The sequence below is a fragment of the Rhizobacter sp. P5_A1 genome, assembly GCF_056400745.1.
In genome coordinates, this window is the sequence record NZ_JBFUKR010000001.1 from 154409 (window position 1) to 179843 (window position 25435).

General features: G+C 68.7%; 25 protein-coding genes and 1 pseudogene. 5 read left to right on the plus strand and 21 right to left on the minus strand.

The features are described 5' to 3' along the window. Positions 1-138: 138 nt before the first annotated feature. The 4 genes from AC1DTW_RS00745 to AC1DTW_RS00760 all read right to left on the minus strand — a co-directional run bounded on the left by AC1DTW_RS00745 (position 139) and on the right by AC1DTW_RS00760 (position 5417). The gene (locus tag AC1DTW_RS00745; RefSeq protein ID WP_477978099.1) at positions 139-2169 is read right to left on the minus strand and encodes an acyltransferase family protein; all 2031 of its coding nucleotides are present in this window, start codon (positions 2167-2169) and stop codon (positions 139-141) included. A gap of 222 nt (positions 2170-2391) precedes the next feature. Next, complete coding sequence (locus AC1DTW_RS00750) at positions 2392-3855, minus strand: DUF2868 domain-containing protein (protein ID WP_477978101.1); 1464 nt, start codon at positions 3853-3855, stop codon at positions 2392-2394. Positions 3856-3873: 18 nt separating this feature from the next. Next, positions 3874-4608 carry a haloacid dehalogenase type II gene (locus AC1DTW_RS00755; protein ID WP_477978103.1) on the minus strand — a complete coding sequence of 245 codons (735 nt, stop codon included), beginning with the start codon at positions 4606-4608 and terminating at the stop codon, positions 3874-3876. After that, positions 4605-5417: an SDR family NAD(P)-dependent oxidoreductase gene (locus AC1DTW_RS00760; RefSeq protein WP_477978105.1), complete on the minus strand. Its 813-nt coding sequence runs from the start codon at positions 5415-5417 to the stop codon at positions 4605-4607. Before AC1DTW_RS00760 ends, AC1DTW_RS00755 begins: the two co-directional genes overlap by 4 nt. Before the next feature lie 238 nt (positions 5418-5655). Between AC1DTW_RS00760 and AC1DTW_RS00765 the strand changes: the two genes are divergently transcribed. Then, on the plus strand, positions 5656-6360 hold the full coding sequence (locus tag AC1DTW_RS00765; RefSeq protein ID WP_477978107.1) for a hypothetical protein: 705 nt from the start codon (positions 5656-5658) through the stop codon (positions 6358-6360). 40 nt (positions 6361-6400) lie between these two features. On the opposite strand, the gene AC1DTW_RS00770 is transcribed toward AC1DTW_RS00765, so the two are convergent. The 5 genes from AC1DTW_RS00770 to AC1DTW_RS00790 form a co-directional block, all read right to left on the minus strand. Beyond that, entirely contained in the window at positions 6401-7543 is a 1143-nt protein-coding gene (locus tag AC1DTW_RS00770; RefSeq protein ID WP_477978109.1) for an acyl-CoA dehydrogenase family protein, read from the minus strand. 157 nt (positions 7544-7700) lie between these two features. After that, the gene (locus tag AC1DTW_RS00775; protein WP_477978111.1) at positions 7701-8894 is read right to left on the minus strand and encodes an acetyl-CoA C-acyltransferase; all 1194 of its coding nucleotides are present in this window, start codon (positions 8892-8894) and stop codon (positions 7701-7703) included. A 21-nt stretch (positions 8895-8915) separates the two neighbouring features. Then, complete coding sequence (aceK, locus tag AC1DTW_RS00780) at positions 8916-10706, minus strand: bifunctional isocitrate dehydrogenase kinase/phosphatase (RefSeq protein WP_477978113.1); 1791 nt, start codon at positions 10704-10706, stop codon at positions 8916-8918. A gap of 10 nt (positions 10707-10716) precedes the next feature. Continuing rightward, complete coding sequence (can, locus tag AC1DTW_RS00785) at positions 10717-11376, minus strand: carbonate dehydratase (RefSeq protein ID WP_477978115.1); 660 nt, start codon at positions 11374-11376, stop codon at positions 10717-10719. 50 nt (positions 11377-11426) lie between these two features. Further along, positions 11427-12416: a Vgb family protein gene (locus tag AC1DTW_RS00790; RefSeq protein WP_477978117.1), complete on the minus strand. Its 990-nt coding sequence runs from the start codon at positions 12414-12416 to the stop codon at positions 11427-11429. Positions 12417-12498: 82 nt separating this feature from the next. Between AC1DTW_RS00790 and AC1DTW_RS00795 the strand changes: the two genes are divergently transcribed. Together AC1DTW_RS00795 and AC1DTW_RS00800 are read left to right on the plus strand one after the other, a co-directional pair. Continuing rightward, on the plus strand, positions 12499-13317 hold the full coding sequence (locus tag AC1DTW_RS00795) for a class I SAM-dependent methyltransferase (protein ID WP_477978119.1): 819 nt from the start codon (positions 12499-12501) through the stop codon (positions 13315-13317). A gap of 146 nt (positions 13318-13463) precedes the next feature. Next, positions 13464-13847: a DUF427 domain-containing protein gene (locus AC1DTW_RS00800; RefSeq protein ID WP_477978121.1), complete on the plus strand. Its 384-nt coding sequence runs from the start codon at positions 13464-13466 to the stop codon at positions 13845-13847. A 22-nt stretch (positions 13848-13869) separates the two neighbouring features. Here the strand turns inward: AC1DTW_RS00800 and AC1DTW_RS00805 are convergent, their stop codons facing one another. The 4 genes from AC1DTW_RS00805 to AC1DTW_RS00820 form a co-directional block, all read right to left on the minus strand. After that, entirely contained in the window at positions 13870-14682 is an 813-nt protein-coding gene (locus AC1DTW_RS00805) for a hypothetical protein (RefSeq protein WP_477978123.1), read from the minus strand. A 115-nt stretch (positions 14683-14797) separates the two neighbouring features. Next, positions 14798-15979, minus strand: coding sequence for an isovaleryl-CoA dehydrogenase (locus AC1DTW_RS00810; RefSeq protein WP_477978125.1), 1182 nt, complete (start codon positions 15977-15979; stop codon positions 14798-14800). A gap of 24 nt (positions 15980-16003) precedes the next feature. Next, positions 16004-16456, minus strand: a complete 453-nt coding sequence (locus AC1DTW_RS00815) for a PaaI family thioesterase (protein WP_477978127.1) — start codon at positions 16454-16456, stop codon at positions 16004-16006. A gap of 48 nt (positions 16457-16504) precedes the next feature. Beyond that, positions 16505-16897: a MerR family transcriptional regulator gene (locus tag AC1DTW_RS00820; RefSeq protein ID WP_477978129.1), complete on the minus strand. Its 393-nt coding sequence runs from the start codon at positions 16895-16897 to the stop codon at positions 16505-16507. 104 nt (positions 16898-17001) lie between these two features. On the opposite strand from AC1DTW_RS00820, the gene AC1DTW_RS00825 reads away from it, so the two are divergent. Then, positions 17002-18057 (plus strand): MBL fold metallo-hydrolase, encoded by a 1056-nt coding sequence (locus tag AC1DTW_RS00825; RefSeq protein ID WP_477978505.1) that lies wholly within the window; start codon positions 17002-17004, stop codon positions 18055-18057. A gap of 4 nt (positions 18058-18061) precedes the next feature. Here AC1DTW_RS00825 and AC1DTW_RS00830 read toward each other — a convergent pair whose 3' ends face one another. The 5 genes and pseudogenes from AC1DTW_RS00830 to AC1DTW_RS00850 form a co-directional block, all read right to left on the minus strand. Then, the gene (locus tag AC1DTW_RS00830) at positions 18062-18811 is read right to left on the minus strand and encodes an SDR family oxidoreductase (RefSeq protein WP_477978131.1); all 750 of its coding nucleotides are present in this window, start codon (positions 18809-18811) and stop codon (positions 18062-18064) included. Positions 18812-18824: 13 nt separating this feature from the next. Next, positions 18825-20261 (minus strand): aldehyde dehydrogenase family protein, encoded by a 1437-nt coding sequence (locus tag AC1DTW_RS00835; protein ID WP_477978133.1) that lies wholly within the window; start codon positions 20259-20261, stop codon positions 18825-18827. Positions 20262-20272: 11 nt separating this feature from the next. Continuing rightward, a pseudogene (locus AC1DTW_RS00840) lies at positions 20273-20413 on the minus strand (cupin); the annotation flags it as partial. Between the two features lie 50 nt (positions 20414-20463). After that, positions 20464-21402: a sugar kinase gene (locus tag AC1DTW_RS00845; protein ID WP_477978135.1), complete on the minus strand. Its 939-nt coding sequence runs from the start codon at positions 21400-21402 to the stop codon at positions 20464-20466. Positions 21403-21516: 114 nt separating this feature from the next. After that, entirely contained in the window at positions 21517-21888 is a 372-nt protein-coding gene (locus tag AC1DTW_RS00850) for a hypothetical protein (protein ID WP_477978137.1), read from the minus strand. A gap of 179 nt (positions 21889-22067) precedes the next feature. Here AC1DTW_RS00850 and AC1DTW_RS00855 point away from each other — a divergent pair, with 179 nt between their 5' ends. After that, complete coding sequence (locus tag AC1DTW_RS00855; protein ID WP_477978139.1) at positions 22068-22340, plus strand: hypothetical protein; 273 nt, start codon at positions 22068-22070, stop codon at positions 22338-22340. Between the two features lie 30 nt (positions 22341-22370). Here AC1DTW_RS00855 and AC1DTW_RS00860 read toward each other — a convergent pair whose 3' ends face one another. From AC1DTW_RS00860 to AC1DTW_RS00870, 3 genes are read right to left on the minus strand one after another with little or no spacing between them, the layout of a single operon-like run. Continuing rightward, positions 22371-23264, minus strand: coding sequence for an ABC transporter permease (locus tag AC1DTW_RS00860; protein ID WP_477978141.1), 894 nt, complete (start codon positions 23262-23264; stop codon positions 22371-22373). Further along, positions 23264-24151: an ABC transporter permease gene (locus AC1DTW_RS00865; RefSeq protein ID WP_477978143.1), complete on the minus strand. Its 888-nt coding sequence runs from the start codon at positions 24149-24151 to the stop codon at positions 23264-23266. Before AC1DTW_RS00865 ends, AC1DTW_RS00860 begins: the two co-directional genes overlap by 1 nt. After that, positions 24132-25400 carry an ABC transporter substrate-binding protein gene (locus tag AC1DTW_RS00870; protein WP_477978145.1) on the minus strand — a complete coding sequence of 423 codons (1269 nt, stop codon included), beginning with the start codon at positions 25398-25400 and terminating at the stop codon, positions 24132-24134. The genes AC1DTW_RS00865 and AC1DTW_RS00870 overlap by 20 nt, the downstream gene beginning before the upstream one ends. Positions 25401-25435: the final 35 nt, after the last annotated feature.

Genomic DNA, 25435 nt, shown 5'->3' on the forward strand with positions numbered 1-25435 from the left:
GCCGCAACAAGACTGCACAGGCGCAAGCGCCATTTCATCGACATTGTGGCCGTGGGTTGACGCTCGTGACGCTCAACGACGAAGCCGTCTGCTGATTGAGCACCAGCTCGAAGGCGTTGGCACGGGCGTGCAGCCCGGTCAGTTCAGCGGGAACTGCCTGAACAGGCTCGCCAGCACCGTCTCGGCGCCATAGACGCTCAGGTGGTCCTTGTCGATGTAGAAGTAGTGCGCGTCGTCGTGCTGGGCGCAGGTGTCCTCGCGGCACAGCACGTCTTCGGCGTTCAGTATCTTCAGCTTGGGGTACTCCTTCTGGATCTTCCTGAGCACATCGAAGTAGTCCTTGAACGGCGCGTTCATCTCCGATCGCTTGAACACGCACTGATCGACGCCCGACACCAGGAACTTGCTCTGGCAGTTCTCCGGCGTGTTGTGGAAGTAGGGCACGTCGACGACGTAGATGACGGTCTTGCCGGAACTCAGCAGCGAGCGGATCAGGTGATCGGTGCCGGCGCTGAGGACCTCGCGCTCGGTCATCTGCGTCTCGCCGGAATAGAAGTTGGTCAGGCTGGCCGGGTTATCGCCCTTGCGGACCATCGAGATGACGACCGTGCCGATGTCGGGCGATCGGTTCGCGTACGCCAGGCCCTTCCTCGCGATGTCGGTGCAGTTCTGCCCCCACTCCTTGCCCTTCGGCCGGTACGTCAGGTTCGGATAGACGAGGCATCCCGGCGAGGCGATCAGCACGCTGGGAATCGCCAGGCGATCCGCAAAGATCGCGGAGTAGAGCCCCATCGCGTGGCTGTCGCCGAAGAACATCACCTTCGGGGCCGGCGAGTTCGTGACGCACACCTCCTCAGGAAGCGGGCTCATGCCCAGCTGGTCGCGGCAGCTTGTGTTCGGCTGATCGTAGTGCTCGTAGATCTTCAGCCGGTCGAACACGCTCTTGTCGGGCAGCGCCGGAAGGGACGCGATCTTCAACCGGTCGCGGTGGGTGCTGCCGTTCGCATGGTGGATGAACCCGCCCAGCACGGCCGCAAGCGTCATGAATACCAGCAGACCCGCCGCCCTGCGCTTCGGCGCCGCCGGCTCGCGCGTGGGAGGGGTGCGGCTCGGGAGGTCGATCCGCTGCGACCGGAACGGCCGTTCGACGAAGCGATAGGTCAACCAGGACAGAACGAATGCCGCCCCGATCGCACAAAGGCCGATTTCCAGCGGGCCCTTGAGCGCGCCGGTGATCCGCAGCAACGCCAGGATCGGCCAATGCCACAGGTACAACGGGTAGCTGATCAGCCCGATCCACACCATCGCCGGATGCGACAGCAGCCTGCGATTGACCCACGCGCCTGGGCCGGCCGCAATGATCGAAGCGGCCCCGAGGGTCGGCAGGAGCGCCCACCAGCCGGGGAACAGCTTGTCCTTGGTCAGCAGGAACTCGGCGATGAAGATCGCCGCGAGGCCGCCAACCGCCAGCGGATTGGCGGCGTTCGCCCCGAAGCCGGACGACTTGCTCCTGGCCGAGACCTGGCCTGCCAGCAGCGCGCCGATCAACAACTCCCACACCCGCGTGGCCGGCGAATAGAAGTTCGCGACCACGTCTGTGCGCACCATCGCCACGTTCGCGCAGAACGAGGCAAGCAGCACACCCGCCGTCACGAGCAGGATGTTCCAGCGCCGCTTCCACGCGAGCCACAGAACCAGTGGCCAGACGACATAGAACTGCTCCTCGATCCCGAGGCTCCACAGGTGCAGCAGCGGTTTGGTGTCCGAAGCGCTGTCGAAATACCCGGCCTCCTTCCACAGCACGAGGTTCGCGACGAAGCCCGCGCCGCCCGCGATGTGCTTGCCCAGCTCGGCATACGCGCTCTCGGGCAGCAGGTACCAACCCGCGACCGCGCAACTGGCCAGCACGAGGCCCAGGGCCGGGAAGATCCGGCGGATGCGATGCTGGTAGAAGACCAGGAAGCTGAAGTTGCCGGCCTGCAGGTCGGTGAGGATCACCGACGAAATCAAGAAGCCCGAGATGACGAAGAACACGTCGACGCCGACGAAGCCACCCTGGATCAGGTTCGGAAACGCGTGAAAGGCAACGACCGACAGAATCGCGACCGCGCGCAGCCCGTCGACGTCGGGTCGGTACCGCTGGTTGTGGTTGGCATGAACGGCGGACATGAGCTACTCCGGTCAACACGGCCCGCGCCGCCACCTGGCAGGCCGCAGCGTGATCCCCAGACCGTTTTCGGCCGGTCCGCGGACTTCTTGACGCATCGATGCGCTGGGCCTCGCCGCAGACGGCATGGACTTGCCGCACATTGCCGCATGAGATTCAAGGCATCGCCAAGCTCCACACAGGCAGGCGACGGCGAACGGCGCGTGGCGACGCGTTCGCTCGCCTCACGAGCGCCCCCTCTCGACCGGGCTGCGCAGCGCGAGCTCGATCGCGCGCGACGCGGTGCCGGGATCGAGCCCGTCGAGGTCGACGAACACCGGCAAGGTCCCGAGCGTCTCGGCGAACACGCGCCAGCTGTCGCGGCGCTGCGCGAGCCGCGCCGAATCGGTGCCGAAGCGCCGGCCGAAGGCGGCCTCGTCGACCAGCAGGATCGCCGCCGCGCCGGGCGGCACGCGCGCCGCGAGCTGCTGCGCGAAGCGGCCCTGGTTCTCGGCCTCGGGCGTCGCGGCGAGGTCGAACAGCGCGATCGCCAGCGTCGTGCCGGGCGGCAGCGCCGCGGCCACTTCGTCCTCGGCGCCGAAGGCCATCGTCGGCGCGACGCGGATCTGCAGGCCATCGCCGAGCGCCGGCGCGAGCAGCGCGCGCAAGGCCAGCGCGGCCGGCGCGCTCGGCGTGCTCGCATAGGGCAGCACGACGACCTGCGCGACATCGCCGTGCTGCTGGCGCTCGAGGCGCTGGAAGTACGCGTCGCCCAGCGGCAGCGCGACGTGCCCCGCGAGCCAACGCGCCCGCAGCGCATCGGCGAGCGCGAGCAGCGTGCGCGGCAGCACGACGAACAGCAGCAGGGTCTGCGCGAGCAGGTGGATCCAGGGGGCGGCCGGCGCGCCCGGCGCCATGCTGCCGTGCGCGCTGCGCAGCAGCTCGAGCGTTGCCGCATCGGGCAGCGCGACGCCCGAGATCGCGACGGCCGGCGCGAGCACGGCCGCGAGGATCGCGTGCGCGGCGTCGGCCGTCAGGAAGGTGCTCTCCCACGCGGCGCGGTAGTCGAGCACGAGCCCGCGCAGGTACATCCCGCCGATCAGGCCCAGCGCCAATGCCGCCGCCGCGACGTGCAGCAAGGTCGCGGCGCGCGCGGTCGACAGCGGCGCGCTGCGGCGCAACCACAGGGTCGCGAAGCTCTGCAGCGCGCTCGCGCTGCCGGCATTCGCCGGCCCCGGCAGGCCGCGCCCGAAACGCAGCACGCGCTGCATCAGCCGCACGACGCCGCCGGGCCGCGTCTTGCGCAGCAGCAGCCGCGCCAGTGCGTGGCCGAGCAGCAGCAGATAGACGACCGCATTCCACACCAGCACCGCCCACAGCGGCGGCGCGAGCAGGTTGATGCGCTGGCTGCTGCCGATGCTGTCGGCGAGCAGGCCGACGATCAACCCGACGAGCGCGGCCCACGCGATCCAGCGGTCCTGCCAGAGGCGGCGCGCGAGCCACTTCGCGGCCGAAGGCTCGCGCGGCGCCAGCCGCTGCAGCGCATGGCGCGCGCGGCGAACGATGAAGGTTCCGGCGTCGGCCGCGCCGTCTTCGAGCGCGACCCGCGTCGCCCACGCGCGGTCGTCTTCGGTCCAGCTCGGGCTGGGCGGCTGCACCGTCTCGAAGGCCTGCAGCAGCGTGACCTCGCGGGCGCGATCCTCGTTCATCGGGTGCGTGGCGAGTGCCTACGCGCCAAGCCGCTGCGCGAGGTCGACGAAGTCGCTGGCGACGAGGTCGAAACGATCGTCGGGCAGCGCATCGGGGGGTGGCGTGCCGGTCGGGTTCGGGCCGTACTCGAGCGGGCGGTGGACGAGCGCGGTGCGCAGCCCGGCGCTGGCTGCGCCGCGCAGGTCGCTCGGGTGCGCGGCCACCATCAGCAACTCGCGACGCTCGACGCCGAGCAGTCGCGCGGCGCCCTGGTAGACCTCGGGGTCGGGCTTGTAGTGCTGCATGATCTCGGCCGACAGCACGCAATCCCACGGCAGCCGAGCGCGCTTGGCCATGTTGACGAGCAGCGCGATGTTGCCGTTCGACAGGGTCGAGATCACGAAGTGCGACTTCAGCCGCCGCAGGCCGGCCAGCGTGTCGGGCCACGGCGCCAGGCGATGCCAGACACGGTTCAGATGCTCGCGCTCGGGCTCGCTGAAGGCCTCGAGCCCGAAGCGCGGGATCAGCGCGTCGAGGATCACGCGGTGCAGTCCGTCGATGTTCGTCCACGGGATCTCGCCGCTGCGCGCGCGCTGCATCGCGGGCTGGTAGCCGGCGCGCCAGGCATCGGCGAACGCGGGCCAGTCGACGCTCAGGCCCTTGGCCGCGGACAGCGCCTCGCCTTCGCGGACGATCGACCCGCGCCAGTCGACGACCGTGCCGAAGATGTCGAACGCGAGGGCTCGGATCGCCGCCGGATCGAAGCCGCTCATCGCTGTGCCCGCGTCTCGGCCGCGGCGACGCGCGGCGCGGTGCCGAGGTGCATGCCGGCGTCGAGCAGGATCAGTTCGCCGGTCACGGTGCGAGCGCCGTCGACCAGCCAGACCACCGCTTCGGCGACATCCTCCGCGCTGCAGGCGCGCCCGAGCGGGGTCGCCTGCTCGTAGCCTGCCTTGATGCTTTCATAGGCCTGTTGCCCCAGGCCATCGACGAACCAGCGCGTCGTGATGAGGCCCGGGCAGACCGCATTGACGCGGACCTCCGGCGCGAGCGCACGGGCGAGGTGCAGCGTCATCGCATTGATCGCGCCTTTCGACGCGATGTACGGTACCGAGGAGCCGATCCCCAGCGCACCGGCGACCGACGACACGTTGACGATCGCACCGCCCGCCGCCTTCAGCGACGGCAGGCACGCGCGCACCATCTGGAAGGCGCCGAGCACGTTGACGCCGAGAATGCGCTGGAACACATTGGCGTCCAGCGCGTCCCAGTTGGCCGGGCCGGCGAACGTGGAGATGCCGGCGTTGTTCACCAGCGCGTCCAGCCGACCCCAGCGTGCGAGCACGGCCTGGGCGAGATGCCGGCAGTCGGCGTCGTCGGCCACGTCGCCGCGCAGCAGCAGCGTGTCGGCGCCGGCACCTCGACACGCAGCCTCGGACGCCTCGGCCTCGCGTTCGCTCTTCGAATAGTTGATCAGCAGATCGTAGCCGCGGCGCGCCAACGCCAACGCGGTCGCCGCGCCCACGCCGGTCGCCGAGCCGGTCACGATCGCCACCTTGCGGCCGCTCGAGTTGCTGTCCATCGCGCCTCCCGGATTGGATGAGCCCGCAGTCTATGCGCGGCCGTGTCGGCCGTCACACGGTCTCGGGATTCGTTCGCGAGCGCGAGGAATGCCCGGCCGCGTCGCGGTGTTGTCCGACGCATGCTTGCCGCAACGCCCTACCGCCGGCACGGGTCCAGTCGCGACAATGAATCAGCCCGCAGACAGGGCGCTGCTTCGCGGGCCCCTGCACGGCACGACGTTCGACAAGGAGACAACAATGAACCCGATGACCCGACGCAATGTGGTGATGGCCTTCGCGGCGACGGCGCTCGTCCCAGTGGCCTTCGCGCAACCGCGCGACAGCGGCGAATACCGCATCCTGCAGGCCCGCTACGGCACGCCACAGCGCAACGTCGACGTGACTCGGCGGCTGAAGGAACTGGCACGCAGCGACCAGTCGTTCCGCATCGAGAACGGGACCTTCGGCGTCGACCCGGACGAGGGCCGCACGAAGACGCTGCGCATCTACGCGCGCGACCCGAACGGCCAGACCCAGGTCTTCGAGTACCGCGAGGGCGACGTGCTCGACGGCTCGCGCTTCACCGGCTGGCGCGGCGGGCGCTGGGGCGATTCCAGCTACCGCGGCCGCTGGGACGACGCGGGCGACCGCGGTCAGGGTGACGAGGGGCAGTTCCGGATCCAGCAAGCGCTTTACGGCACGTCGCGCCGCAACGTCGACGTGACCGAGCGCCTGCGGGAACTCGCCCGCAGCGACCGCTCGTTCCGCTTGACCAACGAGCTGTTCGGCATCGACCCCGCCGAAGGCCGCGTCAAGACGCTGCGGATCTACGCGCGCGGCCCGGGCGGCACCAGCCGGACCTTCGAATACCGCGAGGGCAGCGTGATCGACGGCAGCCAGTTCGCCGGCTGGGGCGGCGGCGACTGGGGCCAGGACGGCCGCCGCGGCGGCTGGGGCCGCTGAGCCGCACTGACCGCGTGACGCGCCGCCGGACGGCTGCACGCTATGCCAGCGCGCGCCCGATCAGGATCTTCTGCACGTCGCTCGTGCCCTCGTAGATCTGGCACACGCGCACATCGCGGTAGATGCGCTCCACCGGGAAGTCGCTGACGTAGCCATAGCCGCCGAAGACCTGGATCGCCGCGCTGCAGACGCGCTCGGCCATCTCGCTCGCGAAGAGCTTCGCCATCGCGGCCTCCTTCAGGCACGGCACGCCGGCGTCCTTCAGGCTCGCGGCGTGGTGGATCAGCTGGCGCGCCGCCTCGATCTGCGTGGCCATCTCGCCGAGGCGAAACTGCAGCGCCTGGTGCTCGAAGATCGGCTTGCCGAACGCGACGCGCTCCTTCGAATAGTGCAGCGCGGCCTCGAACGCCGCACGCGCCATGCCGACACTTTGCGACGCGATGCCGATGCGCCCGCCCTCGAGCCCCGACAGCGCGATCTTCAGGCCCTGGCCTTCGTCGCCGAGCAGGTTCGCGGCCGGCACGCGGCAGTTCTCGAACAGGATCTGCGCGGTGTCGCTCGCATGCTGGCCCATCTTGTCCTCGATGCGCGCGACCGTGTAGCCGGGCGTGTTCGTCGGCACGATGAACGCGCTGATGCCTCTCTTTCCCATGTCTTTGCCGGCCGCCTTGTCGGTCCGAGCCATCACGATCGCGACATCGCCGTTCTTGCCGCTGGTGATGAACTGCTTGACGCCGTTCAGCACGTAGGCATCGCCGTCGCGCTTTGCCGTGGTCTTCAACCCGTCGGCCTGCGAGCCGACGTGCGGTTCGGTCAGGCAGAACGCACCAAGCATCGTGCCGCGCGCCAGCGGTTTCAGCCACTGCGCCTTCTGCGCATCGTTGGCCCAGGCCATCAGGATCGAGCAGACCGGGCAGTTGTTGACGCTGACGACGGTCGAGGTCGCGCCGTCGCCGGCCGCGATCTCCTCGAGGATCACCGCGAGCGCGAGGTAATCCAGCCCCGCGCCGTCCCATTCGGTCGGCACTGCGACACCGTAGCAGCCGAGTTCGGCCAGGCCGCGCAGCTCGTCCTGCGGGAAGTGGTGGGTCTTGTCCCAGGCCGCCGCCTGCGGCGCGATGCGGTCCTGCACATAGGCACGCACGGCGTCCTGCACGGCGCGGTGGTCTTCGCTCAGCAGCATCGAGGTCGTCTCCGGAAGGTCTGGGAGCGGAGCGTAACGCGTCTGCGTTGCAACCGTCCTTGGCGTTCGACGGCAGACCCCGACGTGTGCAGCCTTGGCCGCTGCGACCACCGAATGACTGCTCCGGGCCGCAAGCAGTCAGTCGGCGGCGTTCGCGTCAGATCAGCTCGACCGCCAGTGCCGTCGCTTCACCGCCGCCGATGCACAGCGCCGCGACGCCCTTCTTCAACCCGCGCTTGCGCAGCGCGCCGAGCAGGGTGACGACGATGCGCGCACCGCTCGCGCCGATCGGGTGACCGAGCGCGACGGCGCCGCCGTTGACGTTGACGATCTCGTGCGGCAGCTTGAATTCGCTCATCGCGGCCAGCGTGACCGCGGCGAAGGCCTCGTTGACCTCCCAGAGATCGACGTCTTTCGCGGTCCAGCCGCTCTTCTTCAGCACCTTGTCGATCGCACCGACCGGCGCGGTCGTGAACCAGTTCGGCGCCTGCGCATGGACCGCGTGCGCGTGGATGCGCGCGATCGGCGTCACGCCGAGCTTCTTCGCGGTGCTCGCGCGCATCAGCACGAGCGCCGCCGCGCCGTCTGAGATGCTGGACGAGGTCGCGGCGGTGATCGTGCCGTCTTTCGTGAATGCCGGCTTCAGGCCGGGGATCTTGTCGAGCTTGGCCTTGAACGGCTGCTCGTCGAACTTGATGACGGTGTCGCCGCCCTTGCCGGGCAAGGTGACCGGGGCCATCTCCCAGTCGAAGCTGCCGTCTTCGTTCGCCTGCTTCGCGCGCTGCGTCGACGCGATCGCGAACTGGTCCATCTGCTCGCGCGTGAACTGGTACTTCGCGACGCACTCCTCGGCGAACACACCCATCGCCTTGCCGGCGCCGTTCGGCAGCTTCTCGTAAGCGTCTTCGAGGCCGTCGATCGCCATGTGGTCGTACAGCGCGGCCATGCCGTACTTGACGCCCTTGCGCATCGGCGTCAGGTGCGGCGCGTTGGTCATGCTCTCCATGCCGCCGGCGATCACGACGTCGGCGGTCTCGCTGCGCAGCATGTCGTGGCCGAACATCATCGCGCGCATCCCGGAGCCGCACATCTTCGACAGCGTCACCGCACCGACCGCCTGCGGCAGCCCGGCGCCGAGCGTCGCCTGGCGCGCCGGCGCCTGGCCCTGGCCGGCCATCAGGCAGTTGCCCATCAGCACCTCGTCGACGGTGTCGCCCGTGATGCCGGCACGCGCGACCGCGGCCTTGATCGCGATCGCGCCGAGCTGGTGCCCGGCCAGCGACGAAAAATCGCCCAGCAGGCCGCCGATCGGCGTGCGGGCAGCGGAAACGATGACGATGGGGTCGGCCACGGTAGGCTCCTTTCGGTTGACTCAGATGGACGCCGCAGGTGCGCGCCGGTACTGGAAGCGCTTGTGCGCATCGTAGGGGAAGACATCATGCACATATCCGGCCAGGATGCGCTCCTTGTGGCCTTGCCAGAACGCGGCCTCGAGCAGATCGGCGTGGTGTGCCATGAACACGCGCTTCACGTCGTCGTTGCCGAGCAGGAACGGGGCGAAGGTCTCCGGGAACACGTCGCGCGGGCCGACCTTGTACCAGACCTCGCCCGACATCTCTTCCTCCTCGGTGCGCGGCGTCGGGATCTTGCGGAAGTTGCAGTCGGTCAGGTACTCGATCTCGTCGTAGTCGTAGAACACGACCTTGCCGTGGCGCGTGACGCCGAAGTTCTTCCACAGCATGTCGCCGGGGAAGATGTTCGCGCGCACCAGGTCCTTGATCGCGTTGCCGTACTCGACCACCGCCGATTCGATCTGCGCCGGCGAGGCCTCCTGCAGGTAGATGTTGAGCGGGATCATGCGCCGCTCCATGTAGACGTGGCGGATCACGAGCGCGTCGCCTTCCTCCTCGAGCAGGCTCGGGCAGAAGTGCTTCAGCTCGGCGACCAGTTCGTCCTCGAAGCGCTCGCGCGGGAACGCGACGTTGCTGTACTCGAGCGTGTCGGCCATGCGCCCGACGCGGTCGTGCTGCTTGACGAGCAGGTACTTGCTCTTGATCAGCTCGCGCGTCGTTTCCTTCTGCTCGGGGAAGAAATCCTTGATGACCTTGAACACGTACGGGAAGCTCGGCAGGTCGAACACCAGCATCACCATGCCCTTGATGCCGGGCGCAATGCGAAAGCGGTCGCTCGAGTGCTTCAGGTGGTACAGGAAGTCGCGGTAGAACGCGTTCTTGCCCTGCTTCGCGAGGCCGAGCGCGTTGTAGATCTCGCTGCGCGGCTTGCGCGGCATCATCGAGCGCAGGAACTGCACGTAGGCCGACGGCACCTCCATCGTCACCATGAAATACGCCCGCGCGAAGCTGAACAGCAGCAGCAGCTCGTCTTCGCCGAACAGCACCGTGTCGATGATCAGCAGGCCGTCGCCTTCTTCGTGGTGCAGGATCGGCAGCGCGAACGGCGTCTCCGAGAAGCCGTTGATGATCTTGCCGACCAGGTACGCGCCCTTGTTCCGATAGAACAGCGAGCTCAGCACCTGGATCTGGAAGTTCGCGCGCATGCGGTAGTCGCCGAGCTGCGCATCGACCGCGGCGAGCACGTCGTCGATGTCGCGGCCCAGGTCTTCGAAAGGCCGCTCGAGCTGGAAGTTGTCGACGATGCGCAGCCAGGTCTCGCGCATCGTCGCCTTCGTCGGGTAGTAGGCGCGGTAGGTCGGCAGCGAGGCCGGCTCGTCGTTCTCGATGTACTCGGTCGAGACCGCCGGGCGCACGAAGATGAAATCGTTGTGGAAGTAGCTGCGGTGCAGGATCTTCGTCGTCACCGAGTTGAAGAAGGTCTCGGCGAGCTCGGGCTGGTGGTGGCCCGTCAGCAGCCCGATGTAGTGCAGCTTGACCTGCTGCCACACGTCCTTCGGCAGGTCGGAGGCCTGGAACTCGGTCTGCAGCCGCTCGGCCGCCTCGTCGACGCGCAGGTCGTAGAACTCGATGCGCTCGCGCTGCGCACGCTGCTGGCCGTGCCAGTCGGCCACCTCGAAGCGGCGCTTCGCATCGGCGCTGGCCTCGCGGAACAGCAGGTAGTGGCGGTCGAAGCCATCGAGCATCGCCTGCGCGATGTCGAAGGCGCGCGGATCCGTCAGTGCCGCCGGAAAGGTCGCCGGCTGTCTCATGACCACGACATCAGATCGCGTAGCGCGCATGCAGGGCCGCGACGGCTTCACCGAACGCGGCGGCCATCTCGGTCGCATTCGACACCGTGATCTTCAGGTCGCGCAACAGGCCGTTGTTCAGCCCGTAGAACCAGCCGTGCACGACCAGTTCCTGGCCGCGCGCCCAGGCGTCCTGCACGACGGTGGTCTGGCAGACGTTGCGCGCCTGCTCGATCACGTTGATCTCGCCGAGTGCATCGACCTGCCGCTCGGCGGGCAGCGTTTCGAGCCACTCGCGGTGGCGGTTGCGCACGTCCTGCACATGGCGGACCCAGTTGTCGGCCAGGCCGATGCGCGTGTCGTCCAGCGCCGCACCGACGCCGCTGCAACGCGAATGCCCGACGACGATGATGTGGCCGACCTTCAGCAGGTCGGTCGCGAACTGGATCACCGACAGGCAGTTCAGGTCGGAGTGCACGACGACATTGGCGATGTTGCGATGCACGAACAGCTCGCCCGGCAGCAGGTCGACCAGCTCGTTCGCCGGCACCCGGCTGTCGGCGCAGCCGATCCACAGGTATTGCGGCGCCTGCTGCTGCAGCAGCCCGGTGAAGAAGCCGGGGCTGCGCGCCTCGGTCTTCGCGGCCCACAGGCGGTTGCTGTCGAGGAGCTCTTGAAGCTGGGTGGTCATTGGCCGAAGTGTACGCAGCGCGACCGTCTGACGCGCCCGCCCGCTCCCTCTCAGGCGGTCCGGATCACCGAGATGTAATCGGTACCGCTCTCGGGCAGCCACACCTCGCCCGCGCGGCCGTGGATCTGGCGCACGGCCGCCGCCTCGCGCGGCAGGCCGAAGCGCTCGAACGTCTCGCTGCCCGGATCGAAGCGCAACACCGCGTTCGCCGTGAAATCGCTGACCCACACCTTGTCGTGCTCGTCGACGTAGACCGCGTACGGCCGCGGCGCGTCGCCCGGGAGCTTCCAGTGGCGCCAGCTCGCGGCGGCGGGATCGTGCATCGACAGGTTGCCGCTCAGCCATTCGCTGATCCAGAGCCGGCCGCGGCTGTCGCTCCAGATGCGGCGCGCGCCCTGGTTCTTCGTCGGCGGCTGGACGACCGTCGACGCGCCGCTGCGGCGGTCGATGCGGGCGATGAACGAACCGGCGAGCGAGCACCACCAGACCTCGCCGCCCGGCGTCGTGCAGATGCCGTACGGCCCGCGGCCTTGCGGTGCCTCGGCGACCGTCACGACCCCGCTCTTGCGTGCGAGCTTGCCGACCACGCCGCTCTGCCCGGTGAACCACAGGTCGCCGTCGGCGTCGAACGTCGCGGTGTTGAGGTTGGCCGCGGCGCCGCCGTTCGGCAGCGCGAAGACACGCACGTCGCGATCGGGCCAGCCGACGCGCACGATCGCGCCGAGGCCGCCATCGGTGACCCACGCCGCCTTGTCCGGCCCCGGGATCACGCCGTGCGGCGACGCGCCCGCGCCGAGCGCGACCAGTTCGGCGCGCCCGCTGCGCGGATCGAACCAGCCGAGGTGGCCGCTGCGCTGCGCGGTGAACCACACGCCGCCATCAGGCGCCGGTGCCACATCGTGAATGCCGGCGCGCTGCGGCGTGCGCAGCGGCCACGACTGCAGCGCCGCGGCCTGCGCCGAGCCCGAGCCCGGGACCGAAACCGCAAGCGCCGCCGCACCGAGCGCGCCGAGTGCGTGGCGTCGAGAAACCAGGTCCATGTTGCACCTCGCGGACGAGTCGCCGACGACGCCCAAGACTACGCCACTAAGATGCCCCCGACGCCGCCAACGGAGATGCGCCATGGACACCCCGAAATCCGACACGTCGTTCGCCGGCTCGATCCCGGAGCTCTATGACACGCTGCTCGTGCCGCTGATCTTCGAACCCTATGCCGACGACCTCGCGCGCCGCGTCGCCGCGCTCGCCCCGGTCCGCGTGCTCGAGACCGCGGCCGGGACCGGCGTCGTCACGCGCGCGATGGCGCGGGCGCTGCCCGCGTCGGTCGAGCTGGTCGCGACCGACCTGAACCCGCCGATGCTGGCGCGCGCCGCCGCCGTGGGCACCGAACGCCCGGTGCGCTGGCAACCGGCCGACGCGATGCAGCTGCCGTTCGACGACGCGAGCTTCGATGTCGTCGTCTGCCAGTTCGGTGCGATGTTCTTCCCGGACAAGCCGCATGCGTTTGCCGAAGCCCGGCGCGTGCTGAAGCGCGGCGGCGTGCTGCTGTTCAACGTCTGGGATCGCATCGAGGAGAACGAGCTCGCCGACACCGTGACGACGGCGCTCGCCCGCCTGTTCAGCGCCGACCCGCCGCGCTTCATGGCACGCACGCCGCATGGCTATTCCGACACGGCGGCGATTGCGCGCGACCTGGCCGGCGCCGGTTTCGACGCGCCGCCGCGCTTCGAGACGGTCGCGGCGCGCAGCCGCGCGGCCTCGGCACACGCGGCGGCATTTGCCTACTGCCAGGGCACGCCGCTGCGCAACGAGATCGAGGCGCGTTCCGGCGCGGGCCTGGTCCAGGCCACCGCAGTCTGCGCAGAAGCGATCGCCGAGCGCTTCGGCGCAGGGCCGGTCGATGCGAAGATCCAGGCGCACGTCGTCGCCGTCGCGCGCTGATCCGCGCCGGCCGCACCGCTTCGACAGGCTCTTGCAGAAATTGCCGCAAACCGCGGCGCCGGGTGCGCATCTCGACCGTCGCGCACGGGTACGGCGATTGCCCGACGAGACACTTATTTCCGTCGCCACTCGCATCGGAGCCGCGCATGAGCAAGTCACCAGGCCATCAGAAGATGCCGGAGCACCAGGTCCGCGAGGAACGCGTGGCGCAGGTCGTGAAGGTCCGGGTCGGCGATGAAGTCATCGCCGAATCGGAAGACGTGATCCGCGTCGTCGAAGACGGCGCGCCGCTGCGCTACTACTTCCCGCGCTCCGACGTGCACATGGAAACGCTGCAGCCGACCGACACGACGACCGATTGCCCGTTCAAGGGCCGGGCCAGGTACTTCGACCTGAACGTCGGCGGCACCGCGATCAAGGACGCGGTGTGGAGCTACGAGATGCCCTACGACGAGCATGTCGACCTGGCCCAGCGCCTCGCGTTCTACGACGACAAGTACCCGCAGATCCGCGTTCAGCTCGGCGACTGAACCGGCCAGGCGGCCGATTCGATCAACCCTTCGGATCGGGCACGAAGGCCGGGAACGGGTCCGGCGCGAAGGGCACGCGGCGCGGCCGGATCACGCCGAGCGCGACCAGCCGGTCGTGGCTGTCGTAGCGGATCCGCACGAGCTCGTTCGGCTGCTCGCCGGCGCGCTCGAAGTGGGTCTGCGAGGTCGGCATGTACTCGCGTTCGCCGTGGCCCGTTCCGAGTCGATCCAGGCGCTCGTCGCGCGCCAGGCTGCCGGCGGATTGACTCTTCTGCATCGGTGCCGGTGCCGCGGCGCGCGGCGATGACTCGGCTTCGCGCAGGCGGCCGGCGGCGCTGTCGGCGGCGTCGATGTCGTTGCGGCTGTAGGGCTGCGGACGGACGACACGCTCGCGAAACACCGCGGCGCCGATCACGCCGACGTTGTCCGGCCGGTCGGTGCGCGCCGCATACGAATCCGGCAGCGCGGTGAAGTAGAACGCGGCGGCCTCGGTCAGGCTCTTGCGCCAGCCGGTGATCTCGGTGGTCTGGTACGGCGCGAGCACGTAGCCGGTCTGGCCCGTCGCCGCGGTCTCGCCGCTGACCGCGTTGACGCCGTCGATCGACAGCACGACCAGCACCCGTGCGCCGCTGCGGTTGCTCAGCCGCACCGCGTAGCGGCTGCCGGGCCGCCCGGCGACCCACGCGGCACCCTGGTGCGACCAGACCGGCAGGGCCTCGCCGCGGCCGCGGTCGACGAGTTCGACATCGACGAGCGTGCCGAGCGCGAACGCCGGGGCGGTGAAGGCGGCGGCAGCAGCGGCGGCCAGGGCGATGAAACGGCGGCGGTTCGGCATGACGATCTCCTGAAGAGGTGGGCGACATGCGTTGAACGGCGCAGCGCGCGCCACGGGGTGAACCCGTGCGCGCGATTTCTTCTTCGGGCGCGCCGCGAACCGGGCGCGCCCACCGTCACATCGTCTCGGAGAACAGTTCGCGTCCGATCAGCATGCGGCGGATTTCAGACGTGCCGGCGCCGATCTCGTACAGCTTCGCATCGCGCCACAGGCGGCCGAGCGGGTACTCGTTGATGTAGCCGTTGCCGCCGAAGATCTGGATGCCCTCGCCGGCCATCCAGGTCGCCTTCTCGGCGCACCACAGGATCACGCTCGCGCAGTCCTTGCGCACCTGGCGCACATGTTCGCTGCCCAGCATGTCGAGATTCTTCGCGACCGTGTACGCGAACGCACGGCCGGCCTGCAGCACGGTGTACATGTCGGCGACCTTGCCCTGGATCAGCTGGAACTCGCCGATGCTCTGGCCGAACTGCTTGCGGTCGTGGATGTACGGCACCACGTTGTCCATCACCGACTGCATGATCCCGAGCGGCCCGCCGGTCAGCACCGCGCGTTCGTAGTCGAGGCCGCTCATCAGCACGCGCGCGCCGCCGTTCAGCGCGCCGAGCACGTTCTCGGCCGGCACCTCGACGTTGACGAACACGAGCTCGCCGGTGTGGCTGCCGCGCATGCCGAGCTTGTCGAGCTTCTGCGCGATGCTGAAGCCGCGCATCCCGCGCTCGATCAGGAACGCGGTCACGCCGCGTGCACCCAGCTCGGGCTCGGTCTTCGCATAGACGACGAGCGTGTCGGCGTCGGGCCCGTTGGTGATCCACATCTTGGTGCCGTTGAGCAGGTAGTGGTCGCCCTTGTCCTGGGCTTTCAGCTTCATGCTGATCACGTCGGAGCCGGCCCCCGGCTCGCTCATCGCGAGCGCGCCGACGTGCTCGCCGCTGATCAGCTTCGGCAGGTACTTCGCGCGCTGCGCGTCGCTGCCGTTGCGCCTGATCTGGTTCACGCACAGGTTCGAGTGCGCGCCGTAGCTCAGGCCGACCGACGCCGATGCGCGCGAGATCTCCTCCATCGCGATCATGTGTGCGAGGTAGCCCATGTTCGCGCCGCCGTACTCCTCGTCGACCGTGATGCCGAGCACGCCGAGCGCGCCCATCTTGCGCCACAGGTCCATCGGGAACTGATCGCTCGCGTCGATCTCGGCCGCGCGCGGCGCGATCTCGGCCTGTGCGAACTCGCGCACCGCATCGCGCAGCGCGTCGACGTCTTCACCGAGCTGGAAATTCAGGCCGGGCAGGTTGTCCATGTGCTTGTCTCCTTGAAGGTGGTGTCAATGACGCACGTCGTCGCGGCCCAGCACGGTCATGACGGTCGCGGTCATCGTCGCGACGAGTTTGCGCTCGGCTGCCGTGCCGGGATCGAACTGGAACGCCTGGCCGTCGACCACGCTGATCGTGCGCCCGGACTTGGTCACCTGAGCTTCGAACCGAAGCAACGGACCGCGCGCCGGCGCCAGCAGGTTGATCTTGAACTCGATCGTCAGCACGCCGGCCCCGGCCGGCATCACCGTGAACGCGGCATAGCCGCAGGCCGAGTCGAGTGCGGTGGCGAGCATGCCGGCGTGCAGGAAGCCATGCTGCTGCGTCAGGTCGACGCGATGCGCCATCGCGAGCACGACGCGCCCCGCGGCGACCGCGTCGAGCGTGATCCCGAGCGTGGCCATCGCCGGCTGGCGCGCGAACGAATCGACCGTGCGCTGCTCGAAGTTCGGGTCCGCAATCATGAGGTGTCGGCTCCGGGCGGGAACCCGCCATTGACGTATACGTCAATTCTAGACCGCGGCCTTCTTCTGTCCTTGAGCCAGCAGGCGCCGGGCTTCCTTCTCGTGACTGCGCACCTCGTCGAGCGTGACGTGCAGATCGGCCATCTGCTGCTCGAGCTGCTCGCGGTGCGCCGCCAGCACGACCAGGAACTTCTTCAGCTGCGGCAGCGTGTCGCGCGGCGACTCGTACATGTCGACCAGCTCCTTGACCTCGGCCAGCGTCAGCCCGAGGCGTTTGCCGCGCAAGGTCAGCTTCAACCGCGTGCGGTCGCGCTGCGTGTAAATGCGGTTGCGGCCGCTGCGCTGCGGCGTGATCAGCCCGCAATCCTCGTAGAAGCGGATCGCGCGGGTCGTGAGGTCGAACTCGCGCGCGAGTTCGCCGATCGTGAAGGTCGAAGACATCTGCGTGACAGCGGTGGGAAGCGAAGCGGCCTACACTGGCCGATTGACGTTTACGTAAAGTGCGTCAACCGATCAAAGTGTAAATGGGGAACACGACGATGGCGATGAACGCACTCGAACTGCAGCTCGGCTATCCGCTCGGCGAGGCGCTGCCGGCACTCGGCACGACGCTCGAGGTCGCACCGGGCGTGCGCTGGCTGCGCATGGCGCTGCCGTTCCAGCTCGACCACATCAACCTGTGGCTGCTGCGCGATTCGATCGACGGCCGCGAAGGCTGGAGCATCGTCGACTGCGGCATCACGAACGACGCGACCCGCGCCGCCTGGGAGACGATCTTCGCGAACGAGCTGCAGGGCCTGCCGGTGCTGCGCGTGATCGTGACCCACATGCACCCCGACCACATCGGCCTCGCGCACTGGCTGACCGAGCGCTGGGGCGTGCGGCTGTGGGCCAGCGCGACCGACTACAACGTCGCGCGCATGGCCAGCAGCGGCCTGGCCACGATCGGCGGCGAGGCCACCGCGCGCTTCATGGCGAGCCACGGCCTGACCGACCCCGAATCGCAGGCCAAGATCAGGGCGCGCACGAACTACTACGCGAGCATGGTGCCGCAGCTGCCGGCGAGCTTCAGGCGCATGCTCGGCGGCGACACGCTGACGATCGGCGGCCGCGCCTGGACCTGCCACGTCGGCTACGGCCACGCGCCAGAGCACATCTCGCTGCATTGCCCCGAGCTGGGCGCATTGATCAGCGGCGACATGGTGCTGCCGCGCATCTCGACCAACGTCAGCGTGCACGAGGGCGAGCCCGAGTCGAACCCGCTGCGCCTGTACCTCGATTCGATCACCCGCATGAAGGCGCTGCCGGCGGATGTGCTGGTGCTGCCGTCGCACGGCCGGCCGTTCACGGGGCTGCACACCCGTGTCGACCAGCTCGTCGCCCACCACGACGAACGGCTCGCCGACGTGATCACCGCGTGCGGCGAGGCGCCGCAATGCGCGGCCGACCTGCTGATGATCCTGTTCCGCCGCAAGCTCGACCTGCACCAGACCACCTTCGCGATGGGCGAGTCGATCGCGCATCTGCATGCGCTGTGGCTCGACGGCCGGCTGACGCGCCGGCTCGATGCCGACGGCGTCTACCGCTTCTCGTTGGCCTGAGCCCTCAGACCGTGCGGCCGCCGTCGACCGGGAACTCGACGCCGGTGATGAACTCGGCGTCGTCGCTGGCGAGGTAGACCGCGGCGCGCGCGATGTCCTTCGGGTCGGACAGGCGCCCCAGCGGGATCGTCGCGACGAACTTCTTGCGGTTCTCCGGCGTGTCGGGCATGCCCATGAAGGATTCGAGCAGGCCGGTGGCGCCCATCACCGGGCAGATCGCGTTGACGCGGATGTTGTCCGGACCGAGCTCGACCGCGAGCGACTTGCTCATCAGGTTCACCGCGCCCTTCGAACTGTTGTACCAGGTGAGGCCGGGGCGCGGGCGGATGCCGGCGGTCGAGCCGATGTTCAGGATCACGCCGCTGCGCTGCCTGCGCAGCAGCGGCACGACCGCATGGACCATGTGGAAGATCGACTTGACGTTGATGTCGTAGACACGGTCGAAGGTGGCCTCGTCGACATCGAGCAGCGGCCCGTTGCGGTGCGTCCAGCCGGCGTTGTTGACGACGATGTCGAGCTTGCCGAATCGGTCGACGGTGGCCTTCACCAGCGCGTCGATGTCGGCGCGCTGCGTCACGTCGCATTTCACCGCGAACGCGTTGGTCCCGAGCGACGCGGCCACGTCGCGCGCGCCGGTCTCGTTGATGTCGGCCACCGCCACCTTGGCGCCCTCCGCGACGTACTGGCGCGCGATCTCGGCGCCGAAGCCGCTCGCGGCGCCGGTCACGATCGCGACCTTGTCGTTCAGTCTCATGATGATTCCTTTGTCATTTGCCGAAATACTGGACCACGGTCTTCACGCTGCAGAACTCTTCGAGCGCCATGAAGCCCTTCTCGCGTCCGTGGCCGCTCTTCTTCACGCCGCCGAACGGCAGCTCGACGCCGCCACCCGCGCCATAGCAATTGATGTAGACCTGGCCGCAGCGCATGCGCCGGGCGACCCGGGTCTGACGGCCGCCGTCGCGCGTCCAGATGCCGGCGATCAGGCCGAAGTCGGTCGCGTTCGCGAGCGCGATCGCGTCGTCCTCGTCGTCGAACGGGATCACCGCGAGCACCGGGCCGAACACCTCCTGGCGCGCCAGACGGTGATCGCGCGGTACCGGGCCGAACAGCACCGGCGCGACATAGAAGCCGCCGGCCGGCACGCCCTCGGCGACACGGCCTTGCGCGAGCACCGGGATGCCGCTCGCGCGCGCCTCGTCGATGAAGCGCTGCACGCGGCTTTGCTGCTCGGCGTTGATCAGCGGGCCGCAATCCTTGTCCATCGCCGGCGTGCCGGCCGACGACCGCGCGAAACGCTCGGCCACCTTCTTGACGAAGGTGTCGCAGATCGAACGCTGCACCAGCAGCCGGCTGCCGGCCGAGCAGGTCTGGCCGCCGTTCTGCGTGATCGCCTTCAGCACGAAGCCGGCCGCGCGGTCGAGGTCGGCGTCGTCGAAGACGATCTGCGGGCTCTTGCCGCCGAGTTCGAGCACGCACTTCAGCGTGCGCTCGGCCGCGGCCTTCTGCACCAGCGTGCCGACTTCGGGCGAGCCGGTGAAGGTGACGAAATCGATGTCGCGGTGCGCCGTCAGCGCGGCACCCGCTTCTTCGCCGAGGCCAGTGACGATGTTCAGCGCGCCGGCCGGCAGCCCGGCCTCCTTCGCGATCTCGCAGAACGCGAGCGGCGACAGGCACGCGTCTTCCGAGGGCTTGAGCACCGCGGCGTTGCCGGTGGCCAGCGCCGGCACGACCGAGCGGCCGAACATCTGCGCCGGGTAGTTCCACGGCAGGATGTGCGCGGTCACGCCGTAGGGTTCGCGCAGCACGACGACATGAAAGTCTTCGAGGTACGGGATCTGCTCGCCGTGCAGCTTGTCGGCCGCGCCGCCGTAGAACTCGCAGTAGCGCGCGGCGACGCTGATGTCGTTGCGCGCCTGGCCGATCGGCTTGCCGGTGTCGCGCGCCTCGAGCTGCGCGAGCTCTTCGTGGCGCGCGAGGATCAGCGCCGACATCTTCATCAGGATGCGGCCGCGCTCGGTCGCGGTCATGCGGCCCCACGCGCCGCCGAGCGCCGCGCGCGCGGCACGCACCGCGCGATCGACATCGGTGGCCGTGCCGCGCGCGAGCTGGTCGAACACCTCGCCGGTGCTCGGGTCGATGACGGGCAGCGTCTCGCCGCCGCTCGAGGGGGCCCAGTGGCCGCCGATGAAATGCTGTTGCATGGAGCTTCTCCTTAGCGCACGAACTGGTCGACGTAGCCCGCGCCGAGGCCGACGGCCTCGTAGTGAGCGCGGCAAATCTCGAGCTTCGTGAATACGTCTTCGCAGCCGGTCTGCCGGCCCTGCGCGTCGAGGTAGATCATCGCGCCGGCGATGTTCGCGCGGCCGATCCCGCTGCTGCCGCCGACGACCACCACGCGACGGGTCATGGGCGACTCGCGATGAAGGCCCGCACATCGGCCGGCCGCGGGATCGGCGCGACGGCGCCGAAGCCGGTCGTCGTCAGCGCCGCGGCGGCGTTCGCGTACTGCACCGCATCGAGCATCGCGTCGCCGGCGGCGAGGCGCGCGAGCAGCGCGCCGGCGAAGCAGTCGCCGGCGCCGGTCGCGTCGACCGCGTCGACGATGCGACCGGGCACCTGCGTCCTGCCTTCGGCGCTGCCGAGCATCGCGCCGTCGCGGCCGAGCTTGAGCACGACGGCCGGCGCGCCGGCGGCAAGGCACCAGTCCATGATGGCGTCGCGGCCACTGAGGCCGGTGAACTGCTCGGCGTCTTCGAGGCTCGGCAGGAACAGGTCGCAATGCGCGATCGTCTCCTTGATGATCGCGCGGGCCCGGTCCAGCGGCCACAGCTTCAGGCGCAGGTTCGAGTCGTACGCGACCCTGCAGCCGGCCGCGCGCGCCAGCGCAATCGCCGCGAACACCGTGTCGCACGCGCTGGCGCTGATGGCCTGGCTGATGCCCGAGACATGCAGGAACTTCGCGCCGCCGATCAGTGCGGCCGGCAGGTCGGCCGGCGTCATCCGGCTCGCGGCGCTGCCGGCCCGCAGGTAGCTGAAGGCATGGCCGTTCGCAGCGTGGGTCACGAAGTACACGCCGGTCGGCGCCTGCGGGTCGCGAATCACCGCGTCGGCGCCGACGTTCTCGGCCGCCCACAACGCCATCAGTCGATCGCCGAACGCATCGGCGCCGAGCCGCGAGATGTAGGCGGTGCGCGCGCCCTGGCGCGCCGCCGCGATGATCGCGTTCGAGGTGTCGCCGCCGAAGCCCTGGATGAAGTCCGGCGCGTTCGGCCGCTGCTGGTTGAATTCGACCATCGCCTCGCCGATGGCGACGATGTCGAGCCCTGCGTTGTCTGCGACCATCCGGATGCGCCCGTGTTTTCCGACGGCCTCACCGCGACGCCATCGCTGTTGCCGGCGATGATATGCCGGCTCGACGGGGTCGAATTGCAACGGCGGCGCGAATCCATTTCGTGCTCAACGCCGCTGGTGCGCGCAGGCAGTGTCGTATTGCGAGACGCTGGCGGTATTGCGCGAGTTCTGCGGCTGCTCTCCCGCATAGACGGTGCCCGCCCTGCCGTCCGGGTTGAAGGCCGAGCCGGGCGCCTGCGCCGAGTTGCCCGGCGTGTTGGGCGCGCTGGGGCTGCCGCACTCCTGGCTCGGCTGGCCGGTGCGCGTCGGGCCGAGCGTGGTGGGCTGCGTCGCGCGGCTCGGCGGCGCCGTCATCGTGTGGGCTGGCGGCGCGGCCCGACTCCCGGCCATCGGGGCCGCGGACATTGCGCCCGGCACCAGCACGAACGAGAACGCCGCGACGACTGAGGTGCAAGCGATCGGAATCCTGGCTTTCATGGTTCAGCTCCTTGCTCAAGTGCACGCTTGTGCGTGTCACGTGTATGCCGAGCCGCGGCGCGGCGGTTCATCGCTCGCGATGCGCAACCAATGAACCGATCGCGCCCGCGCCGGCATATACGCACACCGACGTAACGGACACGCACGGCGCGCGGCGCCGCGGCGCGAAGGAGACGCTCATGCGTTCATTCACCACCTGGCTGCTGCTCTCGTTGTTGGCCGGCTGCGTCACACAAGCCGACCGGACAGCGCGCATGCAGCGCGAAGTCGACGAGATGGTCGCAACCTATGGCCCGGCCTGCGAAAGGCTCGGCTACAAAAGCGATTCGGACCCCTGGCGCGACTGCGTGCTGCGCCTCAGCGCGAAGGACACCGCGGCGCGTTACAGCCGGATGCCGACGACGACATCCTGTTTCGGTCACCGCGGCTTCTTTCAGTGCTCGACGTTCTGAGCCGCGGCAGATGCGGCCCGCCGATTCAGGTCAGCCGGCGGCCAGGATGCGGCCGCGGCGGCGGTTCAGCAGCTTCATCAGCGCCAGCGTGCCGCCCATCACCGCGAACGAGACGATCGTGGTCACGGTGCCGAGCGCATAGATCGCCGGTGTCGTCACGGTGCTGGTCAGACCCTGCAGCTCGAGCGGCAAGGTGTTGACATCGCCGATCGCCTGCGAGGTGCGCGCGATCTCGTCCCAGCTCAGCGTGAAGCCGAACATGCCGACACCGACGAGGCTGGGCGCGATCAGCGGCAGCACGACGTGGCGGAAGCTCTGCCAGCGTGTTGCGCCGAGGTCGGCCGCGGCTTCTTCGAACGCCGGGTTGAAGCGGTTGAACACCGCCAGCATGATCAGCAGGCCGAACGGCAAGGTCCAGGTCAGGTGCGCGCCGAGCGCCGAGCTGAACAGGCCCATCGCGGTGCCGTAGCTTTCGAGCAGGCCGCCCAGGCCCCAGCGTTCGAGCAGCGTCTTGACGGCGGTGTCGATCAGACGGAACTGCAGCCCGATGCCGAGCGAGACGACGATCGACGGCATGATCAGGCTCGCGACCGAGGTGTAGAACAGCAGGCCCGAGCCGGCGAACTTCTTGCGAAACGCCAGGCCCGCGCCGAGCGACAGCAGCACGGTCGCGACCATCACGACCGCGCCGAGCGCGACCGAGCGGCGGAACGCCGCAGCGATGTCGACGACGCCCATGCCCTCCCAGAGCTTGCCGAACCAGTGCAGCGAGGCGCCGCGCATCGGAAAGGTCAGCCCGCCCTCCGGCCCCTGGAAGCTGAGCACGAAGATCGTGACCATCGGGCCGTACAGGAACAGCACGAACGCGGCGAACACGAACGCGAGCGCGTAGAAGCTGGCGGGGCGCCGGCCTTCGCGGGTCATCACAATTCCTTGCGGATGTCGACGAGCCGCGTCAGACCCCAGATCATCATCAGCGTGATCGCGAGCAGGATCACCGCGTTCGCCGCGGCCATCGGGAACTGCAGGTACGAGGTCTGGACCTGGATGATCTTGCCGATCGATGCGATCTGCTGGCCGCCCATCACGCCGATCGTCACGAAGTCGCCCATCACGATCGTGATCACGAAGATCGAACCGATGATGATGCCGGTGCGCGAGAGCGGCACGACGACGTTCCACACGGTCTGCCAGCCGGACGCACCCGCATCGCGTGCGGCCTCGATCAGCGCGCGGTCGATGCGCATCATCGAGTTGAAGATCGGCACGATCATGAACATCGTGTAGAGGTGCACGAACGCGAGCACGACCGAGAAGTTGCTGAACAGCAGCCACTCGATCGGCGTGTCGATCAGCCCGAGGCCCTGCAGCCCCTGGTTGATCACGCCGTTGCGGCCGAGCAGCGGCACCCACGAGATCATGCGGATCACGTTGCTGGTCCAGAACGGCACGGTGCACAGGATGAACAGCAAGGTCTGCGCGCCGACCGAGCGCACATGGAACGCGAGGAAGTACGCGACCGCGAAGCCTGCGACCAAGGTGATCAGCCAGACGAGGAAGCAGAACTTCAGCGTCGACAGATAGGTCTTCAGCGTGACGCACAGCTCGGCCGTGTTGCCGCAGCCGTTGAACACGTCGAGGTAGTTCTGCACCGTGAACGCCGGGATCAGCTCGTAGTCGGTCGCGCGCCAGGTGCTGACCGCCGCGACGAGCACGAGCGGCAGCACCAGGAACAGCACGAAGACGAGCGTGAACGGCGTGGCCTGTAGCCAGGCCGACGCGCGCGCCCGGTCAGGCCGCGACGAACTCATTCCACTTCTGGACCATGTACGCGTTCTCGTCCATGATCGCGTTCCAGCAGGCGATGCCGCCCATGCGCGTTTCGTAGCTGCCGCCGTCGCGCAGCGCGCCGGTCTTCGCGAGCAGGTCGCCGTTCGGCGACTTGATGTCCTGCGTCGCGGGCTTGCCTTCCATCCAGTAGGCCCATTCGTAGGCCTCCATCTTCGCCTTTGCGGTCTCGAGCACCGCGCTGTAGTAGCCCTGGCGGTTCAGGTACGCTCCGGCCCAGCCGTCGAGGAACCAGTTGATGAATTCGTAGACGGCGTCGGCCTTTTTGCCGGTCACCGACTTCGGCACGCCGAAGCCTGCCGCCCATGCGCGGTAGCCTTCCTTCAGCGGCTGGAAGCGGCAGTCGATGCCCTTCGTGCGCACCGCGGTGACCGCCGGCGACCACATCGACTGGATCACGACCTCGCCCGAGGCCATCAGGTTCACGCTCTCGTTGAAGTCTTTCCAGAGGGCCCGGAACTGGCCGGCCTTCTTCGCCTCGATCAGCGTCTTGATCGTCAGGTCGATCTCCTTCTTGGTCATGTTGCCCTTGTCGGGGTACTTGTACAGACCCGCGGCCTCGACGACCATCGCCGCGTCCATGATGCCGATCGACGGGATGTTCAGGATCGCGGCCTTGCCCTTGAACTCGGGGTTCAGCAACTCCTTCCAGCTGTCGATCGGGCGCTTGATCAGGTCGGGGCGGATGCCCAGCGTGTCGGCGTTGTAGACCGTCGGGATCAAGGTCATGAACTGCGTCGGCGCGGCCGAGAACGTCTTGGCGTCCGGCTTCTCGAGGTACATCACCTTCTTCGGCGCGGTGCCCTGGTCGCCGACCTTCTTGCCGGCGACCTCGCCCTTCGTGAACAGCGAGGTGATCTTGTCGGCGTTCTTGATCCGCTTGGTGTCGATGCCGAGCAGGTTGCCGGTCGGAATGATCTTCTTCAGCGAGAAGTACTCGGTGTCGATCAGGTCGAACGAGTTCGGCGCGGTCACGGCGCGCTTGGTCACGTCGTCGGTCGTGACCGGGATGTACTGGATCGTGATGCCGGTGTCGGCCTTGAACTTCTCGGCGATCGCCTTGTCCTGGTTCACCGCGGTGCCCAGGTAGCGCAAGGTGATCGGCTCGGCCGCGCGCACAGACGGGAAGCCCATCGTGCCGGTCGCGGCGGCCGCAGCGCCCTTGATCAGCGTGCGGCGGGTCGAGTTGAAGGGGGTGCTGTTGTCGGACATCGTCGTCTCCTGGAGCGGGCTGAAGGTTGAAGGGA